Origin of the sequence: Peribacillus sp. NJ11, assembly GCF_030348405.1 — a bacterium.
Taxonomy (GTDB): Bacteria; Bacillota; Bacilli; order Bacillales; family DSM-1321; genus Peribacillus.
In genome coordinates this window covers 4,104,178-4,124,732 of record NZ_JAUCFO010000001.1, presented here as the reverse complement: position 1 = coordinate 4,124,732, position 20,555 = coordinate 4,104,178, and the positions used below count along the sequence as shown (strand labels likewise).

Annotated in this window: 25 protein-coding genes and 1 pseudogene; 14 read left to right on the top strand and 12 right to left on the bottom strand. The window is 34.0% G+C overall.

From position 1 onward, the window contains the following. Positions 1-59: 59 nt before the first annotated feature. Genes QUF86_RS20255 through QUF86_RS20245 form a run of 3 tightly spaced genes read left to right on the top strand, consistent with a single transcriptional unit; the run spans position 60 to position 1,474 of the window. Positions 60-425, top strand: coding sequence for a hypothetical protein (locus QUF86_RS20255; protein WP_289335410.1), 366 nt, complete (start codon positions 60-62; stop codon positions 423-425). A gap of 9 nt (positions 426-434) precedes the next feature. Then, entirely contained in the window at positions 435-683 is a 249-nt protein-coding gene (locus tag QUF86_RS20250; RefSeq protein ID WP_289335409.1) for a phage holin, read from the top strand. 17 nt (positions 684-700) lie between these two features. After that, complete coding sequence (locus QUF86_RS20245) at positions 701-1,474, top strand: M15 family metallopeptidase (protein ID WP_289335408.1); 774 nt, start codon at positions 701-703, stop codon at positions 1,472-1,474. A gap of 114 nt (positions 1,475-1,588) precedes the next feature. Here the strand turns inward: QUF86_RS20245 and QUF86_RS20240 are convergent, their stop codons facing one another. The 8 genes from QUF86_RS20240 to QUF86_RS20205 all read right to left on the bottom strand — a co-directional run bounded on the left by QUF86_RS20240 (position 1,589) and on the right by QUF86_RS20205 (position 6,725). Then, positions 1,589-2,104 carry an Ltp family lipoprotein gene (locus tag QUF86_RS20240; RefSeq protein WP_289335407.1) on the bottom strand — a complete coding sequence of 172 codons (516 nt, stop codon included), beginning with the start codon at positions 2,102-2,104 and terminating at the stop codon, positions 1,589-1,591. 273 nt (positions 2,105-2,377) lie between these two features. Then, positions 2,378-2,797 carry a hypothetical protein gene (locus QUF86_RS20235; protein WP_289335406.1) on the bottom strand — a complete coding sequence of 140 codons (420 nt, stop codon included), beginning with the start codon at positions 2,795-2,797 and terminating at the stop codon, positions 2,378-2,380. Positions 2,798-2,828: 31 nt separating this feature from the next. Then, the gene (locus tag QUF86_RS20230) at positions 2,829-3,563 is read right to left on the bottom strand and encodes a DUF5677 domain-containing protein (protein ID WP_289335405.1); all 735 of its coding nucleotides are present in this window, start codon (positions 3,561-3,563) and stop codon (positions 2,829-2,831) included. 37 nt (positions 3,564-3,600) lie between these two features. Next, positions 3,601-3,813, bottom strand: coding sequence for a hypothetical protein (locus QUF86_RS20225; protein WP_289335404.1), 213 nt, complete (start codon positions 3,811-3,813; stop codon positions 3,601-3,603). 32 nt (positions 3,814-3,845) lie between these two features. Further along, positions 3,846-4,499: a hypothetical protein gene (locus tag QUF86_RS20220; protein ID WP_289335403.1), complete on the bottom strand. Its 654-nt coding sequence runs from the start codon at positions 4,497-4,499 to the stop codon at positions 3,846-3,848. A gap of 84 nt (positions 4,500-4,583) precedes the next feature. Then, positions 4,584-5,264, bottom strand: coding sequence for a hypothetical protein (locus tag QUF86_RS20215; RefSeq protein ID WP_289335402.1), 681 nt, complete (start codon positions 5,262-5,264; stop codon positions 4,584-4,586). Beyond that, positions 5,248-6,393: an FtsK/SpoIIIE domain-containing protein gene (locus tag QUF86_RS20210; RefSeq protein ID WP_289335401.1), complete on the bottom strand. Its 1,146-nt coding sequence runs from the start codon at positions 6,391-6,393 to the stop codon at positions 5,248-5,250. Before QUF86_RS20210 ends, QUF86_RS20215 begins: the two co-directional genes overlap by 17 nt. Before the next feature lie 20 nt (positions 6,394-6,413). Then, positions 6,414-6,725 (bottom strand): hypothetical protein, encoded by a 312-nt coding sequence (locus tag QUF86_RS20205; protein WP_289335400.1) that lies wholly within the window; start codon positions 6,723-6,725, stop codon positions 6,414-6,416. 313 nt (positions 6,726-7,038) lie between these two features. On the opposite strand from QUF86_RS20205, the gene QUF86_RS20200 reads away from it, so the two are divergent. The 6 genes from QUF86_RS20200 to QUF86_RS20175 all read left to right on the top strand — a co-directional run bounded on the left by QUF86_RS20200 (position 7,039) and on the right by QUF86_RS20175 (position 8,907). Next, positions 7,039-7,509: an endonuclease domain-containing protein gene (locus QUF86_RS20200; protein WP_289335399.1), complete on the top strand. Its 471-nt coding sequence runs from the start codon at positions 7,039-7,041 to the stop codon at positions 7,507-7,509. Next, positions 7,496-7,756 carry a hypothetical protein gene (locus QUF86_RS20195; RefSeq protein ID WP_289335398.1) on the top strand — a complete coding sequence of 87 codons (261 nt, stop codon included), beginning with the start codon at positions 7,496-7,498 and terminating at the stop codon, positions 7,754-7,756. The genes QUF86_RS20200 and QUF86_RS20195 overlap by 14 nt, the downstream gene beginning before the upstream one ends. A gap of 87 nt (positions 7,757-7,843) precedes the next feature. Beyond that, positions 7,844-8,188 carry a YolD-like family protein gene (locus tag QUF86_RS20190; RefSeq protein WP_289335397.1) on the top strand — a complete coding sequence of 115 codons (345 nt, stop codon included), beginning with the start codon at positions 7,844-7,846 and terminating at the stop codon, positions 8,186-8,188. A gap of 4 nt (positions 8,189-8,192) precedes the next feature. Further along, entirely contained in the window at positions 8,193-8,315 is a 123-nt protein-coding gene (locus tag QUF86_RS20185) for a hypothetical protein (RefSeq protein ID WP_260089139.1), read from the top strand. Between the two features lie 143 nt (positions 8,316-8,458). Then, the gene (locus tag QUF86_RS20180; protein ID WP_153246107.1) at positions 8,459-8,626 is read left to right on the top strand and encodes a hypothetical protein; all 168 of its coding nucleotides are present in this window, start codon (positions 8,459-8,461) and stop codon (positions 8,624-8,626) included. A 23-nt stretch (positions 8,627-8,649) separates the two neighbouring features. Further along, entirely contained in the window at positions 8,650-8,907 is a 258-nt protein-coding gene (locus tag QUF86_RS20175) for a hypothetical protein (RefSeq protein ID WP_095396088.1), read from the top strand. 139 nt (positions 8,908-9,046) lie between these two features. On the opposite strand, the gene QUF86_RS20170 is transcribed toward QUF86_RS20175, so the two are convergent. Continuing rightward, positions 9,047-9,586 (bottom strand): ECF transporter S component, encoded by a 540-nt coding sequence (locus QUF86_RS20170; RefSeq protein WP_096340597.1) that lies wholly within the window; start codon positions 9,584-9,586, stop codon positions 9,047-9,049. 209 nt (positions 9,587-9,795) lie between these two features. On the opposite strand from QUF86_RS20170, the gene QUF86_RS20165 reads away from it, so the two are divergent. The 3 genes from QUF86_RS20165 to QUF86_RS20155 all read left to right on the top strand — a co-directional run bounded on the left by QUF86_RS20165 (position 9,796) and on the right by QUF86_RS20155 (position 13,303). Next, positions 9,796-10,644 (top strand): pyridoxamine kinase, encoded by an 849-nt coding sequence (locus QUF86_RS20165; RefSeq protein WP_289335396.1) that lies wholly within the window; start codon positions 9,796-9,798, stop codon positions 10,642-10,644. Between the two features lie 12 nt (positions 10,645-10,656). Next, the gene (locus QUF86_RS20160) at positions 10,657-11,991 is read left to right on the top strand and encodes a helicase C-terminal domain-containing protein (RefSeq protein WP_289335395.1); all 1,335 of its coding nucleotides are present in this window, start codon (positions 10,657-10,659) and stop codon (positions 11,989-11,991) included. A 550-nt stretch (positions 11,992-12,541) separates the two neighbouring features. After that, complete coding sequence (locus QUF86_RS20155) at positions 12,542-13,303, top strand: GIY-YIG nuclease family protein (RefSeq protein WP_289335394.1); 762 nt, start codon at positions 12,542-12,544, stop codon at positions 13,301-13,303. A 123-nt stretch (positions 13,304-13,426) separates the two neighbouring features. Here the strand turns inward: QUF86_RS20155 and QUF86_RS20150 are convergent, their stop codons facing one another. The 3 genes and pseudogenes from QUF86_RS20150 to QUF86_RS20140 form a co-directional block, all read right to left on the bottom strand. Next, complete coding sequence (locus QUF86_RS20150; protein WP_289335393.1) at positions 13,427-14,677, bottom strand: helix-turn-helix domain-containing protein; 1,251 nt, start codon at positions 14,675-14,677, stop codon at positions 13,427-13,429. A 978-nt stretch (positions 14,678-15,655) separates the two neighbouring features. After that, positions 15,656-16,210 (bottom strand): annotated as a pseudogene (locus QUF86_RS20145) (DUF3898 domain-containing protein); the annotation flags it as partial. Between the two features lie 50 nt (positions 16,211-16,260). Next, positions 16,261-17,391, bottom strand: coding sequence for a site-specific integrase (locus tag QUF86_RS20140; protein WP_289335390.1), 1,131 nt, complete (start codon positions 17,389-17,391; stop codon positions 16,261-16,263). 506 nt (positions 17,392-17,897) lie between these two features. Here QUF86_RS20140 and QUF86_RS20135 point away from each other — a divergent pair. Together QUF86_RS20135 and QUF86_RS20130 are read left to right on the top strand one after the other, a co-directional pair. After that, the gene (locus tag QUF86_RS20135; RefSeq protein ID WP_137024436.1) at positions 17,898-18,308 is read left to right on the top strand and encodes a hypothetical protein; all 411 of its coding nucleotides are present in this window, start codon (positions 17,898-17,900) and stop codon (positions 18,306-18,308) included. A gap of 560 nt (positions 18,309-18,868) precedes the next feature. Next, complete coding sequence (locus QUF86_RS20130; protein ID WP_289335385.1) at positions 18,869-20,233, top strand: hypothetical protein; 1,365 nt, start codon at positions 18,869-18,871, stop codon at positions 20,231-20,233. The last annotated feature ends 322 nt before the right edge of the window (positions 20,234-20,555 follow it).

The window sequence follows — 20,555 nt, the reverse complement described above, 5'->3', positions numbered from 1 at the left end:
AAAATACTCAAGTCGTCCTATGGGCGGCTTTTTATTATGCAATGAAAGGGGTGATTGACATGGAAGAAATGGACATGCCAACAAGATTAGAGAATCATGAACAAAGGATCACTCAATTGGAGTCAAACTACGGAATAGTCACCGAAAAAATTTCAAGCATGGAAAAAATGCAGTTGGCAACTCAAAATGTTGTACTTAAGGAATTTAGTTCAACAAAAGATATGCTCACTGAACAAAATAAAGCCAATGCCAGTTTACTTGAACAAACAAATAAACTTAATTCCACATTACTTGAACAGATGTATGGTATTAAAACTGCAAAGCTTACAACCAGGGCAGATATACTCAAAGCTGCATATGGTGCTGGGGGAATTGTAGGTGTAATTTTAGGGTTAGCATGGGCAGCAATTACTTACTTTATTTAAGGAGATGATATGCATGGAAAAAACAAAACAATATGTTGCTATGATTGGCGGTGCTCTTGGGGCACTGCTTTATTTTTTCAAGCGTTAGGATTCGAAATAACTTGGTTTAATACAAAAACTATAGATGCTTTGTTGAACTTTTTATTAGCTGCAGTTCCATTAGCGTTTGCTTTATTCGGTGTCTATAAGAATCAATATTTACTAACTAAAAAATCTCAGCAACAAGAAGAAGTACTTAAAAAAGAAGGACTAAAATAATAAGGGGGAAATACATAATGGTTAACTTAAACGATTTGAATCCATATGTTGAGAAACAAGCAAAATTATTTGAGGTAAATGCAAATAAAAGACTTACAAACTACAAAATGAAAATTACTCACGGTTTTAGATCATTTGCAGAACAGAATGCTTTGTATGCACAAGGAAGGACAGATAAATCTAATCCAATTGTCACTAATGCTAAAGCTGGTCAATCTATGCATAACTACGGTTTAGCCATTGATATCTGCTTAGTTACCCCTGACGGCAAAAAGGCAGTATGGGATACCAAATCCGATTTTGACAAGGACGGTAAAGCAGATTGGGCGGAATGTGTAGAAGAGGCCAAAAAGCTTGGATTTGCATGGGGTGGAGATTGGAAAGGTTTTTATGATTCACCACATTTTGAAATGACAGGCGGATTAACTCTTAAAGATTTGCAAGCAGGGAAGAAACCTGTATTTAAGGACGCAGCAGAAGAATCTGGATCTGTTAAAGAGAATGTAGATAAAACCACTACGAAACCTCAGGCACCTGTTAAAACAAATCCTGTGAAGTCATTCGACTTGCCGACTGGAGTATACAGAGAAGGCGACAAAGGGGAAGCTGTTAAACAAATTCAAACTGCATTAGATAAGCTTAACTTTAAACTTGGACGTATAGACTCAAAATGGGGACAACATACTACAGATGCCATGAGACGCTTCCAATCTGTTTATTGTAATCCTGTAGACGGTATATACGGCAAGAAAAGCAGGGCAGCAATGTTGAAACAATTAATCAAGCAATAAAAACAAATGGGCATAAATGGGATTTGGAGGGGGTATTTATAATATGGTACTACCCCAATAGTTACCCACATTGAAAAACCCCTTCTCTTATTGAGAGGGGCTTTTCGTTTTGTGTTATTTATCTAAGTTGTCGATTGCGTATTGCGCTTCTTCTGGAGTGAATTGTTCTCCAGCTTCTGAAATTAATTGGTCGTATACAGCATCTTTAGACATCGCCATAGTTTCTGTATATTGTTTCGCTTTCTTCAGAGCGTTTTCTTTCCAATCCCATTTGATATTATCAATAGCATATTGCGCTGCATCTTCCGGGAACTGTTCTCCTGCTTCTGAAGTCAACTGGTCATAAATACCTTGCTTTGACATCGACATAGTTTCTGCGTATGATTCCGCTTTTTGTAAAGCTGATTTATATTCTGTAGGTACTTCTGGTTCTTTTGGTTCTTCCTCTTTTTCTGCTTTTTTAGGCTCTTCTTTAACTTCTGCAATTTCTTTAGAATCTGTTTTTGTTTCTTCTTTATTTGTACTGTTTTTTGTTTCAGTATCATCGCCACCGGTAGCGATACCGATAATTATACCTAATACAATAAGCCCGATAAATCCTAAACAACCAATCTTAAAAAACTTTTTCAATACTTTTCTCTCCCTACTAAAATAGGTAAAACAACCTAATCACTGATAATATACTAACATTTATGGTTTGGTTTTGTAAATAAGGAAATTCATCTCCTCTTTTTCATAGATTAGAAAAAGTGAGAGGAAGTTAAAACAATTGAATAAATAAGAATATATTGGGTTTAAATGGTATTTATGTTAGGGGAAATTATAGTGTAGTACTAACCCCAAAGTGGTACTCATCCATTCACAAAAGCCCTTACTCTTTTTGAGGAGGGGCTTTTTTAAAATTTAAGATTTATTAAGGAATTCATCCATTGATAAGAAAGAATTAAAAAATTCATGCCTAGTATCCTCTTTTTCATGTATAACAGTACTTCTTTTATCCTTGTATTCTCCAATAGGTACGCACGCAAAACAATCATCATTGAAGTTATATCCAATTACATAGTCCAGGTTTTTATTACCTATATTTCTATCTTCATCATTTTCAAATGCTTCAACTTTATAAATTTTATAAGGTCTAGTACTATTTTTATAAGCATGGTCTTTTTGTAAATGCCTTACCAAAATATTTAGCTTTTTATCATGATAAGTAAGGATAATGTCAGCTTCAATATTAGGCTTATTGACCCTTGCTACCTCGTAACCGTTTTTCAAAAGTATTTCAGATATTTTCTTTATAGCTTCTGGATGATTATATCTTATCATCGAAATGCCTCCTTAAACTAAAACAAGCAATTTAATTTGTGTTAGTTAGTCTACTAAACAAATCATCCATTTCTTGCACCATTATATTAAGATCATCTAGGTGTACTTTCATAAACGCTGTATATGATTCAATAGCTATTAAAGAAAAATACACTCCATTTAATAATACTTCTTTGAAAAGTAACTCAGAGGGTTTGTAATCTATAAATTGATACCCATCTTCATGAGTGATATATTGCATATTTAAAATAGATCCATGTGCATACTCACTGGCAATTTTATAAAAAGTTAAATACATGTGCTGTAGTCCGGCTATACTTGCAATTTCACTTACATTATAGTTTCTAATTTTTTCAGTCTTTATAAAATTATTAACGGTATTAAGGACTTCTTCTGTTGCAAAATTCCTCATTTCCGTTGAGAAGTCATTGGGATACTTCAATGTTGATTCTAATAATTTTTTGGTACTGTGCCGGTAACTCATTTCGTACTTTTCAGCAAAATCAGACTCATTACAAGTTGCTTTAAGAATACATAATGTCTCAAATATCGACCTACAGACAGTCATAGCATCGTGAGGCAGTGAGTTATTACATAATTCAAATACAGATTTAAAAGAAATATTAATTTTTGCAAAAGCTTGTGCCGCTAAGATATTCTGAGGTGTGCTTTCAAACTCATTAACCAATTCTACGGTCTTGTCTAATGCATTGAATATTTTTAATGAAAGCTTATATTCAGGCAAACATCTTACTTCCAATACCAAATTAACTTCACTCCTTCAATTCCAATAAAATATTCTTTTACCTAGTAACTTGACCTTCATTTATAACATTAACCAGCTCCCATTTTACTTCTCTTAAATGTATAAAGTTTTCGTCTTCCAAATAATCTAAAGCATGTTGTTTCGCAAACTCCAGTAGTGTTTCTTCAGTCCATTGATCTCCATATTTCTCTTGTGTAACTCTGCTTTTTTCGTTGTCCTTGTCTATAAGGGTAAATATTATTTTAAGCATTTTTACAATACCTCTTTCTTAAATTAATTATTTCACTCCGAAATAAATGCTAATAAATTTTTACCATATTCAGTAGTTCCACTTGCCCATAAACCCTGCTCTGACCATGTACCATGTAACGATTCATGTAGAATCAATCCGGTGTCGTACAAATCTCTTACTATACGATCATAAAATGTTCTTCTGCTCTTCAATTCAGGAAAAGTCGCTATCAATAAATCTGATTTACCACCAAAGGATATATTTGGTTTAGTTTTTTCATTAAAATAATTTTTAGGTTCATCTGAAAATGCTAAAATTCTCAAGTGCCATTCATTAAAACTATCAATGTAATTAAGCATCATTAATTTTTCGTTTTCATCAATAGATAAACGAGGTGTATTAGAGATTGCATTCATTAATGCAGCTCTTTTATCAGCCTGATGTGTCCTCAAAGCAATATTGTATGCCTGCATGGCAATTGATAAGAACTCATCATTTTCAGCCAAACTGTCTATTTGAAAACCTTCGCTTTCTAATTTATTTAATCTTTCATCCATTTCAAATAAAATTTGTTCTCTTCTTCTGGATGCAGGGTCAGAGAAAGCTACCCCGAATAGTTCAGACAAAACACCACCTGCTAATGGAATTGAGCCCACTCCAGCTTTTGCAATTGCATAACCAACTTCTTTTATTTTGTCATTCAAATTAATTCCCTCCCTAAGATGCAGGTATAATAACCTATTATCTTTTTAAAGTTTAACAGTAATGGATATATTTGTGAATAGAATTTACTTTTTCAGCTTCAAAGAACCACCATTTGATTGAATAAAATTTTTAACAGGCTTAGGTTTGATTTGTAGTTTTGATTCATCTGACCTACTTTCAATGAAGTCAGAAATGGAAGGGGATTGATAGATTTCAAGTTTTGTACTTTTAACTGCATATCGAGTAGGTGTAATAATTAGGATAGATGGGAATACCTTTTTGTCTGGTTTTTGCCAGGGTTCATCTTTCCAATCTCCTGTATCATAATAAGTTTCATAAAGATCAATTTTCTTTTGCATGACTTCTTTTGTATAAACATTTCGTTGAACTTCGATAAATATGGGATTAAACCAAATAGCAAAAATGTCAGGCTCTATTGTTCCCTTGTCTCCATATTTAGGCTCAATCATAAGGTTTTTGGTTTCCCTATGTGCTTTCATTTCAATTACCGTATCTACAAGTTCAAGGAAGTGGGGGATTTTAGTTGAGTCTGGTTTAATATTGCAGTCAGAGTTGAAGTAAACGTATGGAGAGTGAAGAGTGCTGCATTTAATAAAATTATCCCTTGTCAAACGCTTTAAAACGCTATTACAAGAGTTTATAGGATTCTTAAGATGCTTAAAGTGTAATTCAACTATCTGGTTTCTTGACATCATTCTGACTTGTCTCAAGTCGTTAATAATCGCTTTATCTCTTTGGTTCACTATCGAACACCTCATCTAATGAAAATTCATTTACCTTTCGTTCTGCGACATCTTCTTCTACATTAAATACCTCTGATTCCTGTTCCGTTTTAAATGGATCAAGTAACCCTTTTGCTTCTTTCTTTTTCATGTAAGGTACTTGAATTACTCTTTCTTTACCTTGAGTTGAAAGTATCATCCTACCTGCAGTATCTAAATCAACTGATTGCTTCATACCACTTATTTTTGCATTCGTTTCATCTGACTGTTTACCTGATATTCTAAAGGTAAGGTTATTTTTCAATTGTCCACCTAATGACTTCGCATCACCACGTTGCATTGACAACATCAGATAAACACCATTAGAACGACCTATACAAGAAATACTTTCAATTATTTTCATTATTTTTGGTTTATCTTTGAGCAATATAACCTCATCAATACAAACCACAATAGTAGGTAGCTGCACTTCTAATTCATAAATACTTTCAACGTCCATCGCATCAAGTAATTTACCTCTTCGAACCATTTCTTTTTCAATTATTTGAAGAGGAGGGAGGAGTGACTTAGCATCCATATAAACACCCATTACATGCGGCAATCGTTTGTATATACCAAATTCAGAGAACTTCAAATCACCAAGTAAGAATTGTATTTCATCCGGTGTTTTATGCAGTATTAACGAGGTCAATATTCCCCTAATTAAAGAACTCTTACCACTTCCAGTAGTTCCTGTGAGCAACATATGGTGTTCTTCTGCCATGTCCTTTACATTCAACTTACCTGACCTATCTACACCGCACATAATAGGGATTATTTTATCCTTACAATGAGGTTGAATCTTTTTAAAATCATATGGAATATCTTTTTCCATGTCCTTTGAATAACACCACAAGATAAACTTCTTCACCTTACCATCTATTTCAATGTTATTGCCAAAGCACTGTTTGAATACCCATTCTTGTTTCAAAACTAAATCAGGATTAGCACCATCGGGTAAAGTAAATGTAAATCGAATAGCTTCATTTTCCTCGTCAATATGGACTTCGTGAATCTTAGGATAGCGTGTATACGTCTTTGATTGAGTAGTAGTTTGTTTGTGAATTCCACCAAGCTTAAATGCCCTCATTAAAGAACCGCGCAGCTTCATTTTTGCTCTCCACATTTTCATCATAGGAACGCACCACTAACTGCAATCATTAATCTCCATATAAATCCGAATGCAACACAAGGGATAGCAATATTAACTCCTGTGTGTAGTGCTTCAGCAACATCATAATTTCCCTGTTGTTCAAAAAACTTTTCTAAGAGGGCAACAGATACAAGTCCAATACCCATAAGACAAATCGTAGGGTCTAATAAAACAAATGGACTGATTGAATATAGGTTAATATTCGGACTGGCTTGCCTTTTTACCTTCTTTTTATCCTTAAAACTTCGATCCATAAATGAATGCAACTCTATAGTATGTTTTCTTCTCATAAGAATAATTCCTCCTTTTAAATACCTAGACAATTGCGAATTAAATAAATCCCCCTCGCGCTCCCCCTCAATCCTTCACTCCGTTCACTCTTAACAAATTCCTTTTATTCGGTGATACCAACGGATTAAACTTGTATTTCATTGGTAATGATAATAAGTAAAAAAAAAGTAACTGATCAGTGGATAATTAGTTGATTTATTTCAGATAATCAGTATCTAATACAACAAGGGAATCGTATCTGCTTTGGTAAATGGTATGTAGAAAGTTCGTAGATGTTGCTTGTACCTACGAGAAAGGGGAAATTTATTTACAATGGTAGAATACATCGTGTTTTTTGGACTTGTTATAACTGGATTTATTTTTCTTGGCTTGGACATGCGGAGAAGCAAAGGGGTACAAGTGCAACAATATATCCCTCCATACTTTGAGGAGTTGGATAAGTGTGAAAGTCCAATTGAAAAGAGGGTATTGAAGGCTTTATGGATGAGGGATTACAGAGTTACAGCACAGTATCCTATGAGTCCGTATAGACTTGATTTAGCGCTACCAGAGTACCGAATAGCCATAGAATGTGACGGTAAGGCTTACCATTCAACACCAAAACAAAAAGCACATGACAGAAAAAGAGATAAATACCTGAGATCAAAAGGGTGGATAACGCTGCGATTTAGTGGAAGTACAATAAACAGGAATATGAGCAAGGTGATTACTCGAATTGAATCTGAAATACAAAAGAAACACTCAAGTGGATGTCACTCGGAGGATTTATATGACAAAACGTAAAGAAGGAATAATTGAATACGTTAATAAAAACGGAGAGTTAGTTACAACAAAGATTAGCGACTATGACGATATTGCATATTATAAAGACTTCATTATTGCTAAGGGTAAAATAGTTACTCGAAAGGTTATCGATACTGAAGATTTCTCATATATAGAAGGAATTGGAACTGTTACTGAGGAAGGTAGTTTGGATTTAGAAGGATTAATAAAAACACTTTTACAGGAAAGATATTTGCGTTATCTATAGAAGGGAAATTTTCCCCTTCATTTTTTTTGACTAAACAAAGAACAAATGTTCTATAATATATTTATAGAATGAAATGGAGATGTTCTTATGTCTATAAAAGATCGTGGAAAACTTAAATGGCAACCAGCTTTGATGCTGCCTGAATACGTAAAATTACTTAATAAAGTAAATAAGGATTATTATCGGCAAGTTAAACCGATATTAGATGAATACCAATTAGAGGAGTTTGAGAACCAAATACACACTGCAATGGAGTATGCTTCACCTGTAAAGTTTACAGTTTTTGAAGATGGATTTGATTGGGAATATACAGGGATGATACATAGGTTAGATCCTTTGACAAAGGTCATACATTTAGAGTTGGAGAATGAGAAGGGACATATTATTAGGGTGAAATTTGAGGAACTTGTAGCGGTAGAGGTAAGGGAGTGAAAAAATGACTAAAGCAAAACCAAAAAGAAAACTGTGGATTAAGAGTAGAACATTCCTAAATGAATTTACAGTAGATGAATACTTGAAAAAAGAAGTGAAGTTAATCTTAGCTAAATATACAAAATGAATAGAAATCACCAGTCTATACGATTGGTGATTTTTTATTTTCTATAATTTTACTCGTTACTATTTTCATAGATAATTTAGTGAAATGTGAATATAAGATATTTTGTTTGGAGATTATTATGTAGGACAGGAGAGTGATATTGATTGGATAAAAAGTCAAAGAAAATTAATCTTAATGATGTCGATATGACCGATGTAGAAGTTATTTCAGCGGATAATATCGATATTAATGAATATTTTAGAAGGAAGCTTTTCGAGTGTATAGCCAAAGAAGAAAGTAGGCTGTTTTTGTATAAGGAAAAGAATAAATAGTTAATTGAAAGGACTATTCTAATGTGAAAAAGAGTAAACCAAGAAAAGAACTGCGAGGAAATGGCTATTTTGTAAATGAACCTAACTACGAATTAATGGCTAAGGCGTTTACGGAACTATACTTTAGTTTTACTAAAGGTGGATCTGGAGATGTAGAATTCGACAAATTAGGCACGATAGCTTTATTTTCTGCATTGGCAAATGATGAAGAAGGGAAACAAAAGGAATTAGATAAAATGAGAGCTCACGTTAAAAGACTTAAGAATGAAAAAAAGAAATAGATAAAGTCTTGTCGTGGTCATCTAGTTTACCCTCTGCATGCAGAGTACCGATAAAAAGGGAAGCAAACAAAACATAGCCCCCAAATACACCATCCATGTAGTATTTGGGGGCTACTTGACGTTTACCTTTATAGCGAATTTACTTAAAATAAGGAACCTTTTTCAAAGCCACACAAACTGGAACGGCAACGATAATTCCTAATATATTTTGAACGAGATCTCCAGGTATCGAAGCTAAAGGTGCAATCCAATTACCGTATAGAATCCCTTCACCAATATAATAAACAGCTATCATAAATGGAATGGAAACGATTGTTGCTATTACATTGAAAGCAATGCTAGTACCGTTGCGACCCTTTGACCAAGCGATTTTACCAACTATATATCCTTGCAAACCACGCGCCACAATGGTGATAGGTGCCCACAATGTCCACCCTCCAACTATATCAAATAACCCCATTCCTATCGCACCAGCAAGAGCTGCTTTTTTAGGACCAAATAAAATAGATGCAATAAAAAGCATAGCTGTTCCTAGATGAACTAACCCTCCATTTGCGGCAATTGGCAGTTTAATATTCAAAAAGAAAGTAGATAGGAACACAAGTGCAATCAACATTGCGGTAATAATTAAATCCATAGTTTTTTGACTTGACCTTGAATAACTTTGTGTATTTTGCATATCTGTAAACCTTCCTAACTAGAATTTTCCTATGATTTTAGCAAAAGACTGGTGTCTATAAAAGTGTCAATTTATTAAAAAACTATGAGGTCAGTTGATAAAAAATACAGATATTATACGTATTGAAAAGAGAGAGGAGATGACTGTTTTTAGCTGATTTATGATAAGATAAATAAAGTTTAAAGTGGATAGGCCATATGGAGGTTATTATGAAAAAAGTTGCTGTACTACAGGATTTATCATCTTTTGGAAAATGTTCATTAACAGCTGCAATTCCGGTTCTTTCGGTCATGGGCGTGCAGGCATGCCCTTTACCAACGGCCATATTGACTGCGCAAACCGGATATCCAAGTTTTTTTTGTGAAGATTTTACATCCAAAATGAAATACTTCATAGAAGAATGGAGCAAGCTTAATGTAACCTTTGATGGAATCTATACCGGCTTCGTTACTGGTGAAGAGCAAATTAACAATATTTTCCATTTTTTAGATAAATTTTATACAAAAGAAACCATTTTACTTGTTGATCCAGTAATGGGGGATATAGGAGAAGTCTATAAACTTTTTACCGATGAATTACTGGTACTTATGAGAGAACTGGTGAAGCGTGCAGATGTCATTACACCAAATGTTACAGAGTGCTGTTTATTAACCGGATTGTCTTATGAAAAGCTGCATAGCTATTCAAACGAAGAGGACTATATTAAAGCGATAGAAGAAGCAGGGAATATGTTGCAGCAAGAAACGGGAGCTCAGGTTATCATCACTGGAATGAATCCACCGTCAGCAGATTCAGAGAAGCAGTTTATCGGAAATATGCATTTGGACGGAAGTAGAACCTTTTATAGTGCGACGCAGTATAACGGTGAAAGCTATTCAGGTACTGGTGATTTATTTGCATCTGTGATTATGGGAAGCATGATGCGTGGAGAGAACCTAGAAAAATCCGTACAGCTCGCAGTGGCATTCCTGATAGAGGCTATCAATGATTCCTCCTTGGAGCAAATTCCTAAAGTAGAAGGAGTTAACTTCGAAAAATATTTACGAATGTTATTATGAATGCTTTAAAAAATGGTGTTTGTTAATAGATATGATGGTGTTGATTTAGCTGGTAAAATGTGTACCGTTTTAGTTATGGATGGGCTGCCAACTGCTCATTCTTTAAGGGACAAATACCAACAAATTGTGAGAGAAGGTTCTCCAATATTATCTGGTCAGGTTGCTCAGACTATCGAACAAGGATTGGGAAGAGCTGTTCGGTCGGGTAGTGACTATTGTTCAGTTTTTATCTTAGATAATTCACTAATTAACTTTATAGCTAAAAATTCTAATAAGCTATTCTTCGCCCCAGAAACGAGACAACAAATAGACTTTGGACTAACTCTTTTTGAGGACGAAAAACCTAAAAATGCCGAAGAGGCAATAAAAGAGATTGTTGGTGCAGTTGATGGTGTTTTAGCAAGAGATCAAGATTGGCGTGATTTTCATAAAGAAATGATTTTACAAGTTGAACCCAATAGTAAAGAGGACATATCATTCCTTTTAGAGTTAGCTGTGTTTGAGCAAAAATCTATGAATTTGTATAGAAGAGAAAGGTATACGGAATCGTTAGATAACATGTTGGATTATATACAAACTTATCGAGAACAGCTTAATGAAATAGATGAGGCATGGTATACCCAGGTTGCGGCTAGTCTGATATTTCCGTTTGATCCAGTTCGCTCAAATGATCTTCAAATATTAGCTAAAGACAAATCATTGAAGGTACTAAAGCCACGTCATAGCTACCTTACAAAGAATACCAAAGTTAAGGGAAGACAAGCAGGTGTAATAAAACACTGGATATCAAACTATGGTAATGGCACTGACGTTTTAATTGCAATTGAAGAATTATTAACAAACTTCGTGTATTCGCCGCATGTGGAATCCAAACTGTTTGAAGAGAGCGTATATAAAATCGGACAGTTTCTTGGCTTTTATAGTCAAAGACCTGAGGAAGAAGAAGGAGATGGACCAGATAATCTTTGGAGGTTAGAGGATGGTACTAATGTAATAATTGAGGCAAAATCTCAAAGAACTGGTATGGAAATATCAAGAAGTGACATTGAACAATTGCTCCATTCGATCCAGTGGCATAATGATAAGTATGGAGTGCATCAAAGATACATTCCAATATTGCTTCATAAGGGAAATATATCTATGGAAAATGCCCACCCATCAGACGATTCACGTGTAATGCCATTGGAAAAGCTTGAAGAATTTAAAAGCGGTATTCTCAAGTTTGGAGAGGTGTTATCGAGCAAGCTCCCAACTGAATGGACTGAGGGAGAAATTCACCAGCAACTTGCACGATTTAAACTAACCTATTCAACAATAATTGAAAAGTACACTGAGGCACTAAGATAAGTATTTTTGATATCTTAAGAAATGGTGTAAACAGGCAGTTTGTTTTATTTTAGTACCACCGTATTACCATCATTAACTTATCTGTTTATAATACAAATAAGATAACGGTCTAAGTTCTAAAAGTGACCGTTGCACTGAACGGAATCAAGACAGTGATATACCTAGTAGCTCAGCAGGATAGAGCAACGTTGTTCTAAGTCGTCGTCAGGAGTTCGATAGGTATTGATGAAAGAGTCGAGGATAATTCCTCGACTTTTTGTTTATAGGAAAAAGGATGCCACAGCATGACTTGGATATGTCTATTCCCTCTAGAGCTATAATAATGTGGAAAAGGTGAGGGGGGTATTTTCCACATTATTAGCCCTCTTATCTATGGGATAGGTACATAGTAGGTATATGCACACGTCTCGAAAATGATCGTTACAAAACGAAGGTAAATGGGTGTTGCAAGTCATTTCAATGTAAAACATTAATGTAAGATCTACTTATATAGTTACTGTCCATTTGATAGAATGTAGCTTAGTCTTAGTAAAATTGGAGGTTACCTTACTTGGAATCTTTTGAATATAAATATAAAAATTTACCGCTTAAACCAAAAATGTGTGAAGAACTAATTTTAGAATTATTTAACAGAAGAACAGAAACGAGGCAAACAATTTTCGAAGAGGTTACAAAGGTCCATATAAAAAGAGGGGGAAAAGAGTCAAATGCTTTTGACAAGCCAAGAATGTTAAAGAAGGCCTTAGAAAACCTACAAAAGCAAGGAATGGCTGAGAATCCTGCTCATGGATATTGGGTAATAACTGATAAGAGTTTGAAAGTTAGTGAAGTCGATGAAACTAGTAGTGAAAATATAAAAATTCAACCTTCAGAGATTAAGGAAGAGATTAAAGAAGAGATTAAAGAAGTGAACATTGCATCAGAAGTTGTTTTAGGAGAAGGAGAAAGTGCTGTCTATTTATACTTTTTACCAACTTATCGAATTAGTTCAAAAAAATTAGGGAAAAATACTTGGCCATGTAAGATAGGAAAAACTAACAGAGATCCTTTGCAAAGGATAATTGCACAGGCATCTACGGCTTTACCAGAAAAACCAAAAATTGCAGTAATAATCAAGACAGATAACTCGCATGTTTTGGAGCAAGCGATCCATAATATTCTTACATATAGAAACAAAAGAATTGAGACAGCACAAGGAAAAGAGTGGTTTGATACTAACCCAGATGAATTTGTTAAAATAGTACAATTTATAGAGCAATCAACATTACTCTTTAGCCACAATTATATTGATAAAGAAGAAAATTTGACGTAATTGATTTGTTTTTCTTAATGAAATATCGATTTTATTATTTTTGAAATAAGAGAAGTTATTAACCCAAACTTCTTTTATCAAACAAAAAACCAAACCCGTAAATTAAACGAGTTTGGTTTTTTGTTATTTAGTCGGTACATTTAATACATGGAAATCTTTGTGCCATTTAAAAAAATTCTCTGTATTATCATTATAATAATCGCAAGGTTGATTGTGAAAATGCTTTAAGGTTTCTGCTAGATAAGGTGTGTTAGCAGTTTGATTCAATCTAAATACTCCGTATTCAACAAAAATATCGCCTTTTTCAAAAGCAGCGTCACAACCGAAAGAACATAAAGGGAAGACAATATTTGAATCTAGTTTTTCCTCTTTAGATGCGAATTTACGTTTTTTAATATGAGCTGTAACTAAGTAACTAACAGGAAATTCTTTTTTACAACATGCACATTTTGAGGTTTTACGGTTGCCGAAAAGAATTTTACGCATGATACTTTGTTCTAAACGTCCTTGAGCTGTTGCATTGGAATTTAGGCTTTCTTTTTCTTCTAGAGCGAGTAAATCTTCTAGTAACTTTTTTTCATCAATTGAGTCTGATTCTTCTAATAAAATGTATTCAGATTCAATAATTTCTAAAGCAAGTAATAGTTGAAGAGACTTTTCACGATCTAATACACGGAAGCCCATTAAAGGAAACTTTTCTTCTCGTCCATATACAAATTTATTGAATTGTTCAACTGCTAAATTAAAGGCATCAACTTTAGTGACGAAATAAATGTTTTTATACAGTTCGTCATCCCATAGGTGTAGTGATAGGGTAGCGCTAGTCATTAGGAATGTAATCAGTGCCTTAGAATAAAACAAACCAGCTTGATAGAACAGTACTGTATCATTTACATTTAATTTGTCATATTGTTTTTTAGTAACAGAACTTTTTCCATCTTTAACTCCCCAGATATAACAATTACCATCTGGATAAATTTTTTGTAGTTCTTCGTACTGAGATGTATTAAGATGGGGTTTAATATCTTCAAGTTTAATTGATTTAATAATTGTTTTTTCATAATTCTTTTGTGCGACTGAATCACTTGTCGGCTGAAGAGCAATGACATTATTTTTGAATAAATCTACAGCAGCTACAACTTGTTCATTTTCAGCTAATAAATATTCAGCAGGTTTCCCGTAGATTTTCACTAATGTCTCAAGATGCTCAGCAGCAATATTCTTTCTGCCGCTTAACCATCCATTAACTGATTGTGGAGAAACATCTAAAATCTCAGCTAAGTCTGATGATGATTGATTATGAAGTTCCATTTCCACTTTAAGATTTAGTGGTCTTTTGTTGTTTCTGTTTACTTCTTTTTCTTGATTTTTCATGTTATAATAACCTCGCATAATTTTGATATTAGAAGCAGGATATTAGGTTTCCGACCTGTAAAGATATATCTTATAACGAGTGCAACTTGGCGGGAGTACTCGTTTGCTTCTGACTTAAATATATATGGTTTCAAATTTCAGGTAAAGGGATTTTGCTTATTTTTCACGAAATAAGTATTTTTTACTATGTTTTTTTATCTATAATATAGGTAAAAACACCTATTTAATGCTGTTTGTATGATAATTTTATCAAAGGATTGTTGTTTCGTTTTGTTTTTCAGTTTCTAAAATAAGGTGTATCAGATAGGGGGTGTGGATTACTTTTCCGATATTTGAATGAGTCAATACATTGAATTTGTACAACCCAGATCGACTACATTCAATTAGGATAAAAACGAAACGATTGGAAGTCTTGTTTTTATATTTATCAAAGCTCGGCTTAATGATGCGTGAAGTAAAACAAGGGGATACGGTATTTCATTGTTATATTCACCTAATACCAAGAGGGTGGAGTAAGAGGGGGAATACCAGATAAACGTATTTTTAATTTAGATGAGTGAAAGAAAAAACATCGTTCGCTTTCCGAGGTGAAGTTGGAACAAATGACCCAAGTGAAGAAAGTATGATTGAATTATTAAAAGAAGTGCTACAAGAACAAGTGAAGTAGTTGTGAAAGGCATCCAAATTAGTTGGGTGTCTTTATTGATTGTATATATAAAATACAATAGGAAAAACCACTTCATTTGCAAAAAAAAGCGAAGTGGTTTGAGAATTATTTGATTAAATGGAAACCTTAAAATACAAGCCATTAGACCTTGAAATTTTATTATTTATGTTCACAACCGTGGTCACATTTTTGGTCACAAAAACTCTTTTTACGCTAATTTCGTGGTCACAAATGTGGTCACAAAAATGAGGGGAATCATAGTTATATCAACACTTTTTAACGTTCAAAAAACCACAAAAACCATTCCCTGTTTACTCCCCAACACTTTTCCTACTAATCCGCTCCACAATCTCCATCAAATCATCCGGCCTATGAAATTCAATCGGCGAAACGCCTTTATCAAATTGAATCGTATCGGCTTCAATCATCAATACATACTTCCCGTTAATCTTTCCTAAATGGATGCTGTCGCCGAAATCGGCTAGAAGTCCTTTGATTGATGTACTGCCTAGTTTCATGCGCAGTTCGGCTTCAGGTGTATGCTCGACAATCTGGGCTGTTGCTTCGACGACTTGATGGGTTTCAAGACGTTCCTGGATTTCGCGCTTATCGCTTGTTTCCCAGATTTCGAGGTCCTGTTCGAATTTGTGCAGTTCGTCACTGTTTTCTTCGAATTGTGCGGATACATGTTCATGGACCATATGGATGACCTGGTTTTTCATGATTTCCGGCATCGATTCTCCATATTCAACGAATTTCAAAAAGTCCTCGAAGTAGCGGGCATGTGAGGCCTGATGGATTTTCAGTTCGCCTTCTTCGACCATACCTTCTTCGGGCATGTATGGATAGGAGGTAGCTGAAACATTGATACGACTACATTTAAGGCACTTTGGGTGTGTAGTGATCACATATTCGATCACATTTCTATGATTTTGTCCAATTTTTCCGAGACGGATTTCTGCATATCAGGAAGAACATGACTGTATGTATTGAGCGTGGTTTCAATATCTGCATGACCTAACCGCTCCGAGATAAGCTTCACATTTACATTTTGCTGAATTAAGATAGTAGCATGTGTATGTCTAAGGTCGTGAAAACGTATTTTCGGAAGTCCAATCTTCTCTGTTAGATTATAGAACTCTTTTCGAAAGTTTCTTGGTATCATGGGTTTTCCGCTTTTTGTGCAGATTACTAGGTCAAAATCATGATAGCTTGAGCCAAGTAATAGTTTTTCCTCAATGATTAGTTTTCTTTGAATCCTTAATTCGTCCACTAATTTACTAGGGATGTAAATGGAACGGACACTTGCCTCGTTTTTTGCTCCTGCCTTAATCTCTGCGTTTTGCGTAAGTGTTTGCCTTACAAAAATTATTTGTGCCTCAAAGTCAATATCTTTCCACCTTAGCCCGAGAATCTCTCCTTGTCGCATCCCTGTAAAGATTGACAAGAGAAATCCGATATGGCAGCGGGTCAGCCGTTTTATATTCTTAGCTTTTCTAATAAAGAAATTGACATGTTCAAGCGACCAAACATTTAGTTCTGTTCGCTTAATCTTTGGAAGTGTAATTCCAGTCGTAGGGTTATCTTTGATAAGCTTTAGGATTTTAGCTTTCTTAAGGGATGCACTAACAATTCGAAAGATGAGATGGACAGTGTGTTCTGAATAAGATGTATTATTCACAAGGTCGGTAACAAATTTTTGGATTTGTATAGGAGCAATTTGCTGTAATTTAAGAAGACCGAGTCTTGGTTTTATGACATTTCTATAAAAGATGGAGTGTATCTCAAAGGTAGATGCCTGTAGACGGCTTTTTCTTTCTTGAAGCCATTCTTCCATATATTTACCATAAGTCATATGCGTCAAATCAAGAAACTCGTTTTCTAATATTTCTGCCTTTAACCTAATCATTTCATTATTTGCATCTTGTTTTGATTCAAATCCTCTTCTGAGAATTTGCTTCCTTTTACCAGTTAAAGGATCTTTTCCAGCATCAAAAACTAAATCCCATTTGCTGGTGTTTTTATTTTTTTTTATACTACCTTTCACAGTTGAACAACCTCCTTAAAAGTTGCTCTATACATGCAAAAGGGATTCCTAACTTTATATTAGCATGATGTTATAGATACTTGCCAATAAGAAAATATTTAAATGAACATTTGAGTGCGGTCATTGTGGCTGTTCTTTTTTCGATGAAAAGGATCAAATGTCAAATGAAAAGAAGAATAAGGGTATAGGAAAAAATAAAATAAAATTTTTAAAAATTTTTTCGGGATTTGAAATGATTAGTTATATTGCAATACTTTAGTTTAGGTATTTAATAATCTGAATAAGGCTGTATTAACTTTTTTCAATTAATGGTATCAACACTTGCAATACATTTGTTTAATTTACATAATTTTACAAAAATTAAAATTGATAGTATACTAAAATAGAAATGAGGTGTGGAATAATAGAAAACTTATAGTTTGACTAAATCTGTACTTGTAGGTTATGCAATAGGGAATGCCATATTTTATTGCTGAAAACAAAATTATCGAAGAGGATGATACTTAGTGATTACAGTTGAACAATTTATTGAAAAGAAAATTGCAGGACTTCAGAAAGATATGAAAAATGCACAGGAGACGATTAAAGAAGATAAAGATCTTTTGGAAACATTTTTAAGATTTGGTGACTTTGAAAAAGTTAATAGTTTGAGAGAAATTATTAAATCTCAAAAAGAATATGTTGAAAAAATTAAACAATCAATCAGTAAGATTGGAAAGATTGGAAAAATTGAATCTGAAATGAGCATTGAACGTCTTGTTGAGATTGATAAAGAGTGGGGAAATTATGACGAAGAAGTAGATTTACTCGGTTGGTATGGAGATGTACTTGCCTTAACAGGCGATGAAGATACTTGGGAAATTGAGGATCTAAATCAAGAAATAGAACGCATTAAATCATTGCAAAAAGTTAGATAAAGTTGATAATGATGATTATTTTGAATGGATGAAAGTATTAGGCATTTAATCATAATTATCAATAATAACAATCATGAACAGGATTCCAAATTCGAGTCCTGCTTTCTTCATCTATTACAAAAATAAAGAATGGTCGTATAAATACTAATTTTCATTGAAACAAAAAGGCCGCTATTCATCTAAGAATTTAAAAAGGAACATGGTATACATCCTTAGATGATAAACAAAAATAATGTAGCGTTAAGATTAGTAAAGTGAAGCTAGAGGGTGTTCATAAGAACGAACAAAAAATTGTTTCTTTCATGTATTGGAAGGAAAATGGTAGCCTCCTGTACATCCACAACACAGGTATTAAAATGCTCGAGGCGAGACGGATATATCACCATCTCCGCTGAACACAAACCTATCATCCATAAGTATTTGTAATAGGATCTTCGAAACACTTACAGTTGATACTTTATACTTTGAAAGTAGTTGACGATGACCACTAAATAATAGGCATTTTGTGGCAAATTGATGGGAATAGATCAACCTGCATCACGAAAGAGAGTTGAACATATTTGGATTATTTAAAGAAATGTGAAAGATTAACTGTAGTAGATGCAACATGCGGAAAAGGAAAAACCTCATGGGCAATTCAACATATGAATGAAGTGGAATTATCAGAAAAGTTCATTTATATTACTCCGTTTCTAACGGAAGTGCAGCGTGTTAAAGAGTCAGTTACAGGAAGAAAGTTTTATGAACCAACCAAAGATGATCAAAATGTAACTAAGATAGAGAGCTTTAAGCAACTTCTTGAAAAGGGAGAAAATATAGTAGCGACTCATTCATTATTTCTAAATATCGATGATGAGATATTAAAGTTAATCTATTTACAAGATTACACGTTGATCCTTGATGAAGTAATGAATGTCATAGAACAGGTGCCAATAAAGCAAGATGATATTAAGGTTTTACTGCAAGCAAAGACGGATAAGGATGAACATTTTATTACAGTAAAAGAAAATGGTTATGTTAAATGGAATAATAGAGAATATGCTGGTGATAGATTTAGTCATATAAAGCATTTAGCATATACAAACAATCTAATTATCCATAACAATACAGCTATGTATTGGACATTCCCTGCAGCTGTTTTTAAATCCTTTAAAGATGTCTATATTTTGACCTATATGTTTTACGGTCAATTGCAAAGGTATTACTTCGATTTGTTTAATGTTAAATACAAATTTCATTCTGTAGACCTCAATACCGTAGGTAAGTATGAGTTAACATCCTATGTTAAACCTACGAAGGAAAAGGAACTCCCAGTATTAAAGGAAAACATACGTATCTATTACAAGGGACACAAGGATAAGAAGGATTTAAATGCTATTGGAGAGGAGACAAGTGCATTTTCTAGTAGTTGGATTAAGCGCCATTTAGACAAGAAATCAATTCTGAAAATGATTTCAGATAATGCATATAATTTCTACCGCAACAAGTGTGAAGCTAAATCAGATAAAGTGATGTGGACTTGTGTAAAAGAGTTTGAAAAACAATTATCAGTTCCTAAAGCAAAGAAGCAGTTTGTAGAAGTCACATGCAGGGCTACCAATAATTATGTTGAAAGGAATACTTTAATTTATTTATCTAACAGATATATGAATCCAGTTACAAAACAATTTTTTAAAAGTCATAATATTAAGGTAGATGAAGATGGTTGGGCTTTATCAGAACTGTTGCAGTGGTTGTTCAGAAGCTGTATAAGGCAGGGGCAAAAAATTAATTTATATGTTCCCTCTTCTCGGATGAGAGAGATGTTAGAGAAGTACCTCAATGGAGAACCTGTGGCATATTTTGAGGAGAAAATTTTTGATGACATAATAAGAAACCAAACCCAGTTACAAAGGGAATCTAAAGAGTCGATTTCAGTGGTATAAGTTTAGAGGCTGCTTCAAAAATTCATTGCCCTTGCAAAGGGGTAAATGAAAAACCAAAGCCTTACTAAATAAGAGTTTGGTGGGGGTATCCCTTATAATGAAAGTATAAAAAAGGGTACAAACAAAAGAGAGACAGTTTTTTATTTACCTCCTGCGGAGGTAGTTAACAACTCGCCTGCTTCGTTGGGGCTGCGTAACTCATAGCAATAAAGACTTGAGCCTTTTAATGGAATAAATGAAACAATAATTAATTATATTCATGTGGCTAATCGTAGCAAAGCGGAGATTAGCACATGGTCGGGGAGGAGCGAGTGAGGAACGT